The following is a 13,685-nucleotide window of genomic DNA, read 5'->3' as shown; positions in this document are numbered from 1 at the left end:
GCCTCTCCCTGCCCCACCATCATTCTCATTGCAGGAGCGGGGTCCGCAAGTCGAGGGTCAGCGGAAACTCATTTGTGCGTTCCTCGGGCGGGGGCTGCATCGGACCCGGCGTATGGCCGTGGTCCTGGAAGCGCGCCAGCCGCCGCGCCTCGGCCTCGTAGGTGTTGACGGGCTTGGTGTCGTAGCTGCGGCCGCCGGGATGGGCGACGTGATAGACGCAGCCACCCAGCGAGCGGCCGTTCCAGGTGTCGATCAGGTCGAAGGTCAGGGGCGCATGAACGGGGATGGTCGGGTGCAGGCCGGAGGCCGGCTGCCAGGCCTTGAAGCGGACACCGGCCACGGCCTCGCCTGAGCGGCCGGTCGAGTTCATCGGCAGGCGGCGGCCGTTGCAGGTCACGATGTGGCGGCCCTCGACAAAGCCCTCAGCTTTCACTTGAAGTCGTTCGACCGAACTGTCGACGTAGCGCACCGTGCCGCCGGCCGAGCCCTCCTCGCCCAGCACGTGCCAGGGCTCCAGCGCCTGACGCAATTCCAGCGTCACGCCGCCATGATGGACGCGGCCGAAGGCGGGGAAACGGAATTCGAGCTGGGCCAGATACCATTCCGGCTCAAAGGGATAGCCGGACTGCTTCAACTCAGAAAGCACGTCAAGAAAATCCTGCCAGATGAAGTGAGGCAGCATGAAGCGATCATGCAGCGCAGTGCCCCAGCGCACGAACTTGCCTTGTTGCGGCTCGCGCCAGAATTTTGCGATCAGCGCGCGGATCAGCAACTGCTGCGCCAGCGACATGCGCGGATCGGGCGGCATTTCGAGCGCGCGGAATTCGACGAGGCCGAGCCGGCCTGTGGAGCCATCCGGCGAATAGAGCTTGTCGATGCAGATCTCGGCGCGATGGGTGTTGCCGGTGATGTCGACGAGCAGATGGCGGAACAGCCGGTCCACCAGCCACAGCGGCGTCTGGTAGCCCGGCGGCGGCACATGCGAGAGCGCGATCTCGAGCTCGTAGATGCTGTCGTGGCGCGCTTCGTCGATCCGCGGCGCCTGGCTGGTCGGGCCGATGAACAGGCCGGAGAAGAAATAGGACAGTGACGGATGCCGCTGCCAGTACAGCACGAGGCTCTTCAAGAGATCAGGCCGGCGCAGGAACGGCGAGTCCTGCGGGCTGGAGCCGCCGACCACGACGTGGTTGCCGCCACCGGTGCCAGTGTGGCGGCCGTCGACCAGGAAGCGGTTGGCGCCGAGGCGTGTCTTGCCGGCGTCCTCATAGAGCCCGACGGTGATGTCGACCGCCTCGCGCCAGCTCTTGGCCGGCTGGATGTTGACCTCGATGACACCAGGGTCGGGCGTCACCTTGATCACCTCGATGCGCGGATCGAACGGCGGCGGATAGCCTTCGACGTGAACCTGGATCTGCATCTCCTCGGCGGTCGCTTCGAGGGCCGCGACCAGCTCGAGATAATCCTCGATGCGCTCCACCGGCGGCATGAAGGCGCAGAGCACGCCGTCGCGGACTTCGACCGACATCGCGGTGCGGACGGGGACGGACGTGTTGAGATGCTCGGGCGCGACCTGCGGCGGCGATTCCGGGCGCGCGGCGAGCGTGAACACCGGCAGCTTGCCCCGCGGCTCCAACGGATCCTGCTCGACGATGTAAGGATATTGGTTGGGCGGGATGTAGCCGAGCGAGCCGATCGGCAGGCGCAAGCCCAGCGGTGAATCGCCCGGCATCAGGAACAGATGATTGCGCCGGAGTTGCCAGCGCTCGCTGCGCCAGCGCGGCGGCGCGTTCCAGCGTTGCACCGGCAGCACGAAGCCACGCGGCGTGTTGAGGCCCTCGTCGAACACGCGCGCCATCCGCGCGCGGGCTTCGGGATCGGATAATTTGGAGTCGGACGGATCGACGTTGAGGGGAAGCTCGGCTTCCTTCTGGAGCCAGTACGCGGTGTCCTCATAGGCTGGGATGACGTAGCCGGGATCAAGTCCGAGCCGCGCCGCCGCGCCCTCCACGAATTCCTGGGCGTCCTTGACCTCGGCGCGCCGCGGATTCTCGATCCTGGCGATCAGATCGGCATTCTTCCAGATCGGTACGCCGTCCTTGCGCCAGTACAGGCCAAAGGCCCAGCGCGGCAGGCTTTCACCGGGATACCATTTGCCCTCGCCGAAGTGCAGCAGGCCACCCGGCCCGAAGCGCGTGTGCAAGCGGCGGATCAGATCGTCGGCGAGCGCGCGCTTGGTCGGGCCGACGGCCTCGGTGTTCCATTCCGCCGCTTCCAGATCGTCGACGGAGACGAAGGTCGGCTCGCCGCCCATGGTCAGCCGGACATCCTGCGCGGCGAGATCGCCGTCGACCTGCTCGCCGAGGTCATTGAGCCGCGTCCAGGATTCGTCGGAGAACGGCTTTGTAATGCGCGGCGCCTCGCGGATGCGCTTCACGCTCATGTCGAACTCGAACTCGACCTCGGCAAAGCCGGCGCCGCCGGAGATCGGCGCCGCCGAACGATAATGCGGCGTGGCCGCAACCGGGATGTGCCCCTCGCCCGCGAGCATACCCGAGGTCGCGTCGAAGCCGATCCAGCCCGCGCCGGGCAAATAGACTTCGGCCCAGGCATGCAGGTCGGTAAAATCGTTCTCGACCTCTGGCGGTCCCTCGATCGGATCGATGTCGGGGCGTATCTGAATGAGATAACCGGAGACGAAACGGGCCGCGAGACCGAGATGACGGAAGGTCTGGATCAGGAGCCAGGCGGAGTCGCGGCACGATCCGGCACCGGAGGAGAGCGTCTCCTCCGGCGTCTGCACGCCGGGCTCCATGCGGATGATGTAACGGACGTGCTTCTGAAGCTCACGATTGAGATCGACCAGGAAGTTGACGGTGTTCGGGGCTTCGTGCGGGATCGTGTCGAGAAATTTCGCGAACAGGCGATCGGGCTTGATGGTCTCGAGATAAGGCGCGAGCTCGGTCTTCAGATCCTTCGAATATTCGAACGGAAAGCTGTCGGCATAGGGCTCGACGAAGAAGTCGAACGGGTTGACCACGGTCATCTGCGCCGTGAAATCGACCTCGAATTTCAGCTCGGTCGTCTTCTCCGGAAAGACGTAGCGCGCCAGCCAATTGCCTTGCGGGTCCTGCTGCCAGTTCACGAAATGATTGGCCGGAGTGACCTTGAGCGAATAGCTCAGAACCGGCGTGCGCGTATGCGGCGCCGGCCGCAGCCGGATGGTCTGCGGGCCAAGATCGATCGGGCGGTCGTATTTGTAGTGCGTGACGTGGTGTAGTGCGACGTAGATCGACACGGGGTGCGGTGCTCCAGCAGCTTTTTTGAGCAGAACACCGGTTCCGGGTGGGATCAAGCACTAACAACGGGCACGGGTTGCCTACGCCGCGGGCTGATCTGCGAGTTACACTTGCCGAAGTGATCTACCTATGATCGAATGAACCATTGCCTGCACAAGCCGCGCCCGACGCGCCGCTTTGCGCATGATGGACTCTCCCGTTCGTAATGGTTGCCGCGCAACGTATCGACGCGTGGCGCGGCCTGAAAGAGGAGATGTGTCCGATGAGCTTTCTGGTCAGATTCCCGCGGGCTTCCTATCGCGCCGACGCGCTCGATGGTTTCACGGTCACGCCAGGTTTCACACCGGGAAACGCGCAAGCCATGATGTGGTTGTCGCAGCTCGCCTACGAGACCGACGACCGCGACAAGGTAGACGATATCCTGAAGGCACTGGGGCTAGAGATGCGCGGCTTCGGTGCCGACACTCCCGCTACAGGTTTGGTGCCGCCAAAAGCCCGCTTCATTGTCGCCGTCGGACGCGGCACGACTTTCGTCACACTCTCCGGCACCGATCCGCTCAGTATCAAGGATTGGATCACCGACTTCACCCTCGCACCAAGTCAAAATGTTCTTCACAAGGGATTTGCCGAAGCCGTCGATGCAGTCCGATCAGACATCGAAGTCGCGATCAGGAGTGGCGGCGCCGGACAGCCGCTCTTCTTTACTGGACACAGCATGGGCGGCGCCTTGGCAAATATCGCAGCACTGCGGGCGTTGGATGCTGGCCTACGGGCAACCGCCATTTACACGTTTGGCGGGCCGCGAACCGGCGGTCAGGATTTCTTTGAAGCCTACGAGCCTCTCAGCGAAAGCACGTTCCGGCTCGTCAACGGTAACGACATCGTCCCGGCCGTTCCACCCAGCCTGCGAGGCAACTTCCGCCACGTCGGCCGAATGCTGCGTTGCGCGTCTGGCTCGACCTTCGCAGGTCAGGTGCCGGCGTCGAAAGAGGGAAACGACCCCAGCTTCAACCTAGTCGGGCTTGGTACCCTTCTTACCGGAGGCAATTTCCACCTGAAGATCCCAAGCATCGAGGAACTCAGCGACATCGACCCGCGGACGCTCGACCAATCTAACGTACTGCCCGGCTTCGTGCGCGACCATGTTCCGGCAAGCTACTTCCGGGCGTTGTCGGTCACCATTCCGTAACTGCCGCGTAGCCTCACATCGTCGCCCCTAGCACCCAGGGCGCGAATTCGGCACCGCCGAAATCGAAGCTTTCGCTCTTGGTCGGCTGTCCGGACGCCGTCTTCAGGATGAGTTCGAAGATGCGCTGGCCGCATTGCTGAACGCTCTCCTCGCCTTCGAGGATGGTGCCGCAATTGACGTCCATGTCCTCTTCCATGCGCTTGTACATGGGCGTGTTGGTGGCGAGCTTGATCGAGGGCGCCGGCTTGCAGCCGAACACGCTGCCGCGGCCGGTGGTGAAGCAGACCAGATTGGCACCGCCGGCGACCTGGCCGGTCGCCGCGACCGGATCGTAGCCGGGCGTGTCCATGAAGATAAAACCCTTCTTGGTGATGGGCTCGGCATAGCGCAGCACATCGACGAGATTGGTGGTGCCGGCCTTGGCCATCGCGCCGAGCGATTTCTCCAAAATGGTGGTCAGGCCGCCGGCCTTGTTGCCGGGGCTCGGATTGGCGTTCATCTCGGCGCCCTCGCGCTCGGTGTATGCGTCCCACCAGCGCATGAGATCGACCAGCTTCTCGCCGACCTCGCGGCTGACGGCGCGGCGCGTGAGCAGATGCTCGGCGCCGTAGGTCTCCGGCGTCTCGGACAGGATCACGGTGCCGCCGTGACGGACGATGAGATCGCTGGCAGCCCCAAGCGCCGGATTTGCGGATACGCCGGAATAGCCGTCCGAGCCGCCGCATTGCAGGGCCACGGTCAATTCGCTCGCGGCGACAGTCTCGCGCTTGACCTTGTTGGAGTCCGCGAGAGCTTCACGCACGAAGGCAATACCCGCTTCGACCGTCTTGCGGGTGCCGCCGACCTCCTGGATGTCCATCGCGCGCAGGCGGCCGGCGAGCTTCTGCTCCTCCATCAGGCCGCCGATCTGGTTCACCTCGCAGCCCAGCCCGAGCACGATGACGTGGGAGAAATTGACGTGACGCGCATAGCCGCCGAGCGTGCGGCGGAGCAGCGCCAAGGGCTCGTTCTGCGTCATGCCGCAGCCGGTCTTGTGGGTCAGCGCGACCACGCCGTCGACATTGGGGAAGTCAGCGAGCGGATTGTCGCCGGTGAACGGATTCTTCTTGAAGACGTCGGCGACGAGGCTTGCGACATGCGCGCTGCAATTCACCGAGGTGAGGATGCCGATATAGTTGCGCGTGGCGACGCGGCCATCCGGGCGGCGGATGCCCTCGAAGGTTGCCGGCAGATCGAAGTTCGGCGTCGGCTTGACGTCGGCGCAATAGGCATAGTCCTTGGAAAAATCGCCCATGCCGCAGTTCTGCGTATGCACGTGCTGGCCCGGCGCGATCGGCACCGTCGCAAAGCCGATGATCTGGCCGTAGCGCCTGACCGGCTCGCCCACTGCGATCGCCTTGATCGCGACCTTGTGGCCGGAGGGAATGCGCTCGACCGTGGTCACGCCGTCGGCAACCAATGTTCCCGGCGGCAGGCTCGCGCGCGCGATCAGCACGCCATCATCGGGATGGAGGCGAATGACGGGGCTGATGGTCATGGCAGGTCTCCTGTATCAAAACTATCGTGCCCCGGACACAGCGCAGCGTGAAACGGTGCGCTGCTGAGCCGGGGCCCCATGTGTCGTTTCTTTCGCAAGCAACTGGGTCCCGGCTCTGCGAAGCGGCGCTAGGCGCCGCATCGCGTCCGGGACACGAGATCAGGCCTTCCCGGCCGAATCCTTGCGGGTCGCGTTGACCTGCATCTTGGCGTAGGTCGTCATCAGGCCGACTTCGTTGGACAACGTCACCAGCTTGAAGCCCATGTTGATCGCACGCGCCGCGCCTTCCGCGCCGCTGCAATGGATGCCCGGGTTGAGGCCGCGCTTGGCGCATTCCTTGATGATCTTGTCGTAGATCGCGAGGATCTCGGGCTCGCTGCGGTCGAGCTTCGGCTCGAGGCCGTAGGAGAAGCCGAGGTCGGACGGGCCGATATAGACGCCGTCGATGCCCTCGACGTCGAGGATCGCTTCCATGTTCTCGACCGCGGTCCTGGTCTCCATCATCGGCAGCAGGATGGTGTCGGCATTCGCGGTCTTCTGGTAGGAGCCCGCGGTGCCGTACATGCCGGCGCGGATCGGGCCGTTGGAGCGGACGCCCTGCGGCGGATACTTGGAATACGACACGAGGTTTTTCGCTTCCTGCGCCGTGTTCACCATCGGGCAGATCACGCCGTAGGCGCCGCCGTCGAGCACCTTGCCGATGATGCCGGGCTCGTTCCAGGGCACGCGGACCATCGGGGTCACGGGATGCTTGTCCATCGCCTGGAAGCACTGCACCATCGAGAGATAGTCCTGCACGCCGTGCTGCATGTCGACGGTGACGCTGTCGAAGCCGCATTGCGCGATCATCTCGGCCGAGAAGCCGGAGGGAATCGCGAGCCACGCGTTGACCACGGCCTTGCCCGACTTCCAGATTTCCTTGACCTTGTTCGCCACGTTGCCTTCCTTCTTTTGTTGCTTGGACCGTTGTTTGGACCTTCGTCACCATGACGAGCGCCGCGACAGCACGGCTCTGCTGTTACCGCGAACCGGGGCTCCGCGCTACGCTCGCAATGACGCAAGACCTATGCGGTCGCCCGCTGGATGCTGACTTCGCTGACGCCGACCTCGCGGGCGGTGTTCACTATTGCCGCCCAGGTGCCATCCGGCAAGGGGATGCCGTTCTTGGTGCGCTCGGCCCGGGTTTTCCGCTCGGGATCGCCGGGAATCAGCACTTGATCGACCCCCGCCATCGGCTTGGTGGCACGGATGAAGTCCGTATAGCGCGATACCTCTGCGTCGAACACATGGGAGGTATCGATCACCTTCGGATCGACATAGAACGCCAGCATGCCGTTGGCGAAGCGGCGGCCGCCCGAGGTGGCCCCGGTTCCGGTCAGCGCGCCGCCGAGCAGCTCGCACATGAACGCAAGGCCCGAGCCCTTGTGATCGCCGAAGGCGCGGATGGCACCGGTGCCCTTGGTGTGATCGCGCGGGCCTTCCGGCGTGAAGGGACCGTAGAGCACGGTCGGGTCCTCGCTCAGGGTCCCGTCGGCATCGACCAGCGCGCCCTTCGGCAGCTTCTTGCCGCCGCGGCTTGCGACCAGCACCTTGCCTTCGGCGACGACCGAGGTGGCAAAATCCAGCACGATCGGATCCCGCCCCTCACGCGGGATGCCGACGCAGTAAGGCGCGGTGGAGAGCCGCTTCTCGACGCCGCCGAACGGCGCCACCAGCAGCGAGCCGGCGGCATTGACGAAATGCACGGAGACCAACCCTTCGGCGGCGGCCATCTCGGCCCAGTCGCCGACGCGGCCGATATGGCCGGCATTGCGCAGCGCAACAGCGGCAAGGCCCGCCTTCTTGCATTTCTCGATGCCGATCCTGACCGCCTGCGGCGTCACGGTCTGGCCGTAGCCGAACTTGCCGTCGACCACCGCGAGCGAGGGCGTGTCGACCACGACCTCCGCCGTCTGGTTCGGGACCACGAAGCCGGTCTTCAGCCAGCGGATGTAGACGGGCACGCGGATCACGCCATGGCTGTCATGGCCGGTGAGATTGGCCGTGGTGAGATAGGTCGCGATCCGCTTGGCCTCCTCCGGAGAGGAGTCTGCGTGACCAAACACCTCGCCGACGAAGTCGATGAGGTTCTGGACCTGGATCGTGACCATGGACAAACTCCCCGGCTATTGTTTGGGCATGATCTTCTCGGAAAACCGCTGCACACTTTGCGCTAACGCGGCCCTCCGGGTCCGGATCATGCCCTAAGCATTCACCTTGGCATGGCCGCCGAGATAGGCGGCGCGGATCGCTTCGTTGCCCCAGAGCGCGTCGGGCTTGCCACCCAGCACGATGCGGCCGGTTTCGAGCACATAGCCGTAATCGGCCACCGACAGGCCCATGCGCGCATTCTGCTCGACGAGCAGCACCGTCGTGTTGCGCCGGATCTCCGAGATGATCTTGAACACGGCCTGCACGATGACGGGCGCAAGACCAAGCGAGGGCTCGTCGAGCAACAACAGCCGCGGCTTGGCCATCAAGCCGCGCGCAACCGCCACCATCTGCAACTGGCCGCCGGACAGCGTCCAGCCGAGCGCGTTGGTGAACTTCCGGATGTCAGGGAACAGGTCGAACATCGCGTCCGCCTCCCGTGAGATCTCCGAAGTCGGCGCCCGGCGATTGGACGCGCCGAGCATGATGTTCTCTTTCACGGTGAGACCCGGGAATACCCTACGGCCTTCCGGCACGTGCGAGATGCCCATGCGGACGATCGCTTCCGGACCAAGACCTGCGATCGACTTGCCGTCGAACAGGATGTCGCCGGAGGTCGGCTTGGCGAGGCCGGAGATGGCGCGCAAGGTCGTGGACTTGCCGGCGCCGTTGGCCCCGAGCAGCGTCACCACCTGACCCTGCTCCACCGCGCAGGTCACCCCGCGCAGCGCTTCGATCTCGCCGTAGCGCACCACCAGATTGCGGATTTCGAGCAACGGCATCATTCGCTCCCGAGATAGGCGGAGACGACGTCGGGATGACGCAGCACGGCCAGGGATTCGCCGTCCGCGATACGGCGTCCGAAGTTGAGCACGGTGATGTGCTGGGCCGCTTCCGAGACCAGCGTCATGTCGTGATCGATGATCAGGATGGTCAGGCCCTGCGCCGCGATGCGCTTGAGCAGCTCGTGCAGTTCCAGCTTCTCGGTCGAGTTGAGGCCGGCAGCCGGTTCGTCGAGCAGCAGCAGCGTCGGGTTCGAGGCCAGCGCACGGGCAATCTCGATCAGCCGCTGATGGCCGTAGGAGAAGCTCGAGATCAGCTCGTTGGCGCGGCTGCCGAGGCCGACGAAGGTCAGCGCCTCCATCGCCCGCTCGGTCAGGGCGTCGTCGCCCTTCCCGACCATGGTGTTGCCGGGCCGCTCGGCGCCGATCTCGACATTCTCCAGCGCCGTCATCGAACGGAACAGGCGAATGTTCTGGAACGTGCGGCCGAGACCAGAAGCCGTGCGCTGATGCGGCGGCATGTGGGTGATGTCGGTGCCATCGAGCACGATCTTGCCGGCTGTCGCTTCATAGAGACCCGAGAGCACGTTGAGCGTCGTGGTCTTGCCCGAGCCGTTCGGCCCGATCAGCGCATGCACACCGCCGCGCTTCACAGCGATGTCGACACCGTCGACCGCCTTCAGGCCACCGAAATGCTTCGACAGGCCGGTGACTTCCAGCACCGTTTCGCCGCCGATCGTCGCCGGCTTCAATTGCAGGGCAGCCGCTGCCGGCGGCGCCTTGATCTTGGCGCGCCAGCGCGTGAAGGCGTCCGCAACAAAGCCCCATATGCCGTCAGGCATGAAGCGGATGATCAGGATCACGAACAGGCCGTAGATCGCGAGATACAGGCCCGGCACGCTCTTGAGGAAGCGCAGCCATTCCGGGATCAGGATCAAGAGACCCGTGCCGATGGCAGAACCGATCGGCGAGGCCACGCCGCCGAGCAGCGACATGGTCAGGAACACGATCGATTCCGCGAAGGAGAACTGATCGGGGCTGACATAGGCGAAGCCGCCGGCGAACAGGCCGCCCGCGAGCCCGCCGAGCACCGCGCAGAGCGCGAAGGCGTAGATCTTGGTGCGGAAGACGTCGATGCCGTTGACGCCGGCCGCAAGCTCGTTGTCGCGCACGGCGCGCATGGCGCGGCCGAGCTTGGTGTCGGAGAGATGCCAGACCAGGTAGCCGACGATCGCCAGCATCGCGACGCAGAAGGCGAGATAGCTCTGCGACGACTGGAACAGGTCGGGACGCTTGATGTTGGGGACGCCGTCGGGACCGCGCGTGAGCCAGATCGCGTTGATCATCACCAGCGTGACGATCTGCTGGAACGAGATCGTCACCATCGCAAGATAATGACCGCCGAGCCGCAGCGTGGACATGCCGAGGAACGCGCCCGCGAGCAGCGAGATCACGCAGCCGCCGACGAGACACAGCCAGAAGCTGAGCTGCAGATCCGTCGTGCCCATGCCGACCGCATAGGCGCCGAGCCCGAAGAACGCCGCCTGCGCCAGATTGATCTGGCCGCACAGGCCGAGCACGACCGAGAGGCCGAACACCGCGATCGAGAACGTGGTGGCCTGCAGCAGGATGTTATGGACGTATCCGTCGAAGCGCATGTTGGCCGCGAGCGCGACCAGGATCGCCGCGCCGATGAAGTACGGCAGGTGCCGGATCACGAGCGGTTTCGAACGGATGGCGGGCGCCGGGATCGGCATGTTGTCGCTGGGTGCGCTCATGCCTTTTCCGCCACGCGTTCGCCGAAGATGCCTTGCGGCCGGAAGATCAGGAAGGCGACCAGCACCAGGAAGGCGAAGCCGTCCTTGTAGGGCACCGAGATATAGGCCGCACCAAAGGTCTCGATCACGCCGAGCGCGAGACCGCCGATGATGGCGCCGGCAACGTCGCCGAAGCCGCCGATGATGGTGGCCGCGAACGCCTTCAGCGCGATCGTCGAGCCCATCTGGATCGAGACGAACAGCACGGGCGCGACGAGGATGCCGGCAAGTCCGCCAAGCACCGCCGAATAGATGAAAGTGATCATGATCATGGTGGAGACGGAAATGCCGAGCAGCGAGGCCATTTCCTTGTCCTGCGAGGTCGCCTGCAGCTTCTTGCCGAGCAGCGTCTTCTCGAAGAACCAGAAATTGAAGATCACGAGACAGATGGTGACGCCGATGATCAGCAGATACTGGCTGTCGAGATAGACCGGGCCGACCTGAATGCCCGGCGTCTCAAACCAGCCTTCCAGCACCTGCGGCTGCGGGCCGTAGATCGCGAGCACGGAATTGGCGAGCAGGATCGAGGCGCCGATGGTGGCGATGATCACAGGCAGATAGGTGCGGTGGCGCAGCGGATAATAGACGCCGAGATTGAAGATGACACCGAGCAGCGCCATGCCGAGCAGCGCGACGATGAAGGCCGCCCAATAGGGCAGACCGGCTTCGACCGCGACGACCATCAGATAGGCCGCGACCATGGAGAATTCGCCCTGGGCAAAATTCACCACATTGGTGGCACGGAAGATCAGCACGAAGCCGAGCGCGACGAGCGCGTAGACGGCGCCGATACCGATGCCGGTAAAAAGGAGTTGTAGGGCGAGATCCATGACAAGCTTCTGTTGGAGGTCGGATGCGTTCGCCGAAAGACGGTTCGACCTCCCCGATCGAAATCGGGGAGGCCGCTTCAACGTCAGTCGTTGAACTCGATGTGCTTGTCGAAGACGATGTTGCCCTTCTCGTTCTTCACGATGTTGTAGCCGTGGAGACCATCGCCGTTCTGGTCGAAATTGTATTCGCCCTCGGCACCCGGGAACTTCTTGATCGCGAGGATGGCTTCGCGGACCTTGGCCGAATCGGTCGTGCCGGCCTTGTTGATGGCCGCCGACAAGACGCTGATGGCGTCGAAGGTCCAGGAGCTCTGGTTGTCGGGCGCGACCTTGACCGCATCACGGTAGATCTTGCCGAACGCCTTCGAGCCTTCGCTGGAATTCTCGGCATAATCGGCAACGCCATATGTATTGTACAGCGCGGGACCCGCGAGTTTCAGCGCGGTGATGTTGACGATCGAGGGCGAGCCGACCCAGGGAATGTTCACGCCGAGCTGACGGAGCTGCCGGGCGAAGATGCCGAGATCGTTCTCGAAGGTGAAGTATGAGCCGAGAATGTCGGCACCCGACTGCTTGATCGCGAGCACGACCGGGGTGAAGTCCTGGCTCTGGTTGGCGTAGCCTTGGTCGAGCACCGAGGGGGCACCGAGCTTTTCGAGCGCGGCGGTCAACGCCTTGCCGCCGGCGGTGCCAAAAGCGTCGGTCGAGTGCAGCACGGCCCACTTTTTCTTGCCGAGCGTATTGACGCCGTATTCGGCGATGACGCGACCGGAATAGCTGTCATTGGGGCGGCAGCGGAACAGCCACTGATTGCCCATGTGGGTGAGGTTCGGATCGGTGCCGCCGATCATCACGGGCTTGCCAAGCTTGATCACGTCGGGCGCCATCGCGTGCACCTGGGTCGAACGGATCGAGCCGAGGAACCCGACGATGTCGGACTGCGCGGCGAGCTTGGAGAAAGCGAGCACGATGCCGGGATTGGTGGTCTGGTCGTCCTCGACGATCAACTCGCCTTGTTTTCCCAGGATACCGCCGGCTTTGTTCACAGCTTCGAGCGCGAGCTTGGCGCCCTTGATGGCGTAACCGCCGGATTCAGCGGCGGGACCGGTGACGGGCGCGCACATGCCGATCTTGATGGTGGCGCCTTGCGCATGCGCGCTCTTGATGAGGTATGGCGCGGCAATGCCGGCAGCAATTCCGGCCGCGAAGTCGCGTCTCGTCAGTCTCATTCATTCCTCCCTGGGGCCGGGCATCCTTGTCGGCCCTTCTTGGTCTTGGCTCTATCGCTGAATACAGAACCGGATGCTACTTACGAATTCTGCCGATACGAGTAAATTGATATTGCGCCAACATCGACTAACTGCGCAGAGCGCGCACCCAATAGTGATCAACACCCGCGACGGCTGTCTATTCTCGGCGATTTCTCACGGCATTTTTCACGCATTTCGCGGCGATCGCGCTGCCCACGCATTATGCAATGATGACAGTCATGCGTAGTTGGAAAGTGATCATGCAAATTTGCCGTTACGTTTCATCCGTGACGTCACTCGCGCCCGTGGAAGCGAGACACGATTCCAACTGACCGAGCATCTCCTGCAGTTCGGCGAGCTTGCGCGCGCCGAAGCGTTGCGTGATCTCGGCGTAGATCGCTTCCGACGATGGGGCGACCGCGGCCATCAGCTTCACGCCCTCCTTCGAGATCGAGACCATGCTGCGGCGCTGGTCCGCCTTGGCGGTCTTGCGCTCGATCAGATTGCGCGCCTCGAGATCGCGCAGGATGCGCGACAGGCTCGGGCCAAGGAGAAATGCCGTGCGCGCAAGCTCGGTCACCTCCGCGGCCTCGATGGCTGCCAATGCGCGGAGGATGCGCCATTGCTGCTCGGTCAGGCCGTGCTCGCGCAGCTTGGGACGAAATTGCCGCATCACCGCTTCACGTGCCCTGAGCAGCGACATCGGCAGCGAGCGCGAGAAGTCGCGCATCGGCACCTGCCGTGCGGCGGGCTCGCTTCCGTTCGCGGGATCAGCCGGTCTCTTCGCCATGTCG

Annotated in this window: 10 protein-coding genes; 1 reads left to right on the top strand and 9 read right to left on the bottom strand. The window is 64.1% G+C overall.

Features of this window, described 5'->3' with window-relative positions:
* Window positions 1-25 precede the first annotated feature (25 nt).
* The gene (locus IVB46_RS34965) at window positions 26-3,295 is read right to left on the bottom strand and encodes a transglutaminase family protein (RefSeq protein WP_247308217.1); all 3,270 of its coding nucleotides are present in this window, start codon (window positions 3,293-3,295) and stop codon (window positions 26-28) included.
* A 263-nt stretch (window positions 3,296-3,558) separates the two neighbouring features.
* Between IVB46_RS34965 and IVB46_RS34960 the strand changes: the two genes are divergently transcribed.
* Window positions 3,559-4,485 (top strand): lipase family protein, encoded by a 927-nt coding sequence (locus tag IVB46_RS34960; RefSeq protein WP_247344582.1) that lies wholly within the window; start codon window positions 3,559-3,561, stop codon window positions 4,483-4,485.
* A 13-nt stretch (window positions 4,486-4,498) separates the two neighbouring features.
* On the opposite strand, the gene IVB46_RS34955 is transcribed toward IVB46_RS34960, so the two are convergent.
* The 8 genes from IVB46_RS34955 to hpaR form a co-directional block, all read right to left on the bottom strand.
* The gene (locus tag IVB46_RS34955; RefSeq protein WP_247308209.1) at window positions 4,499-6,022 is read right to left on the bottom strand and encodes an altronate dehydratase family protein; all 1,524 of its coding nucleotides are present in this window, start codon (window positions 6,020-6,022) and stop codon (window positions 4,499-4,501) included.
* 159 nt (window positions 6,023-6,181) lie between these two features.
* Window positions 6,182-6,958: an aldolase/citrate lyase family protein gene (locus IVB46_RS34950; RefSeq protein ID WP_028146930.1), complete on the bottom strand. Its 777-nt coding sequence runs from the start codon at window positions 6,956-6,958 to the stop codon at window positions 6,182-6,184.
* Between the two features lie 128 nt (window positions 6,959-7,086).
* Window positions 7,087-8,172 carry a malate/lactate/ureidoglycolate dehydrogenase gene (locus tag IVB46_RS34945; RefSeq protein ID WP_247344579.1) on the bottom strand — a complete coding sequence of 362 codons (1,086 nt, stop codon included), beginning with the start codon at window positions 8,170-8,172 and terminating at the stop codon, window positions 7,087-7,089.
* Between the two features lie 93 nt (window positions 8,173-8,265).
* On the bottom strand, window positions 8,266-8,994 hold the full coding sequence (locus IVB46_RS34940) for an ABC transporter ATP-binding protein (RefSeq protein WP_063986556.1): 729 nt from the start codon (window positions 8,992-8,994) through the stop codon (window positions 8,266-8,268).
* Complete coding sequence (locus IVB46_RS34935; protein WP_247344577.1) at window positions 8,994-10,772, bottom strand: branched-chain amino acid ABC transporter ATP-binding protein/permease; 1,779 nt, start codon at window positions 10,770-10,772, stop codon at window positions 8,994-8,996. Before IVB46_RS34935 ends, IVB46_RS34940 begins: the two co-directional genes overlap by 1 nt.
* Window positions 10,769-11,641 (bottom strand): branched-chain amino acid ABC transporter permease, encoded by an 873-nt coding sequence (locus IVB46_RS34930; protein ID WP_071915720.1) that lies wholly within the window; start codon window positions 11,639-11,641, stop codon window positions 10,769-10,771. The genes IVB46_RS34935 and IVB46_RS34930 overlap by 4 nt, the downstream gene beginning before the upstream one ends.
* Window positions 11,642-11,724: 83 nt before the next feature.
* Entirely contained in the window at window positions 11,725-12,870 is a 1,146-nt protein-coding gene (locus IVB46_RS34925; RefSeq protein ID WP_208085692.1) for an ABC transporter substrate-binding protein, read from the bottom strand.
* A gap of 295 nt (window positions 12,871-13,165) precedes the next feature.
* Window positions 13,166-13,681 carry a homoprotocatechuate degradation operon regulator HpaR gene (gene hpaR / locus IVB46_RS34920; protein WP_085403907.1) on the bottom strand — a complete coding sequence of 172 codons (516 nt, stop codon included), beginning with the start codon at window positions 13,679-13,681 and terminating at the stop codon, window positions 13,166-13,168.
* Between the last annotated feature and the right edge of the window lie 4 nt (window positions 13,682-13,685).

Source organism: Bradyrhizobium sp. 61 (assembly GCF_023073075.1).
Taxonomy (GTDB): Bacteria; Pseudomonadota; Alphaproteobacteria; order Rhizobiales; family Xanthobacteraceae; genus Bradyrhizobium; species Bradyrhizobium barranii.
The sequence above is the reverse complement of the archived record's forward strand: the minus strand, read 5'-3'. Positions and strand labels throughout refer to the sequence as shown.

What these genes read in the sequence shown, in the direction of transcription:
- IVB46_RS34960 (WP_247344582.1), top strand. Translation starts at nt 3,559, where the DNA reads ATGAGCTTTCTGGTCAGATTCCCGCGGGCTTCCTATCGCGCCGACGCG.
- IVB46_RS34940 (WP_063986556.1), bottom strand. Translation starts at nt 8,994, where the DNA reads ATGCCGTTGCTCGAAATCCGCAATCTGGTGGTGCGCTACGGCGAGATC.
- IVB46_RS34930 (WP_071915720.1), bottom strand. Translation starts at nt 11,641, where the DNA reads ATGGATCTCGCCCTACAACTCCTTTTTACCGGCATCGGTATCGGCGCC.
- IVB46_RS34925 (WP_208085692.1), bottom strand. Translation starts at nt 12,870, where the DNA reads ATGAGACTGACGAGACGCGACTTCGCGGCCGGAATTGCTGCCGGCATT.
- IVB46_RS34935 (WP_247344577.1), bottom strand. Translation starts at nt 10,772, where the DNA reads ATGAGCGCACCCAGCGACAACATGCCGATCCCGGCGCCCGCCATCCGT.
- hpaR (WP_085403907.1), bottom strand. Translation starts at nt 13,681, where the DNA reads ATGGCGAAGAGACCGGCTGATCCCGCGAACGGAAGCGAGCCCGCCGCA.
- IVB46_RS34955 (WP_247308209.1), bottom strand. Translation starts at nt 6,022, where the DNA reads ATGACCATCAGCCCCGTCATTCGCCTCCATCCCGATGATGGCGTGCTG.
- IVB46_RS34945 (WP_247344579.1), bottom strand. Translation starts at nt 8,172, where the DNA reads ATGGTCACGATCCAGGTCCAGAACCTCATCGACTTCGTCGGCGAGGTG.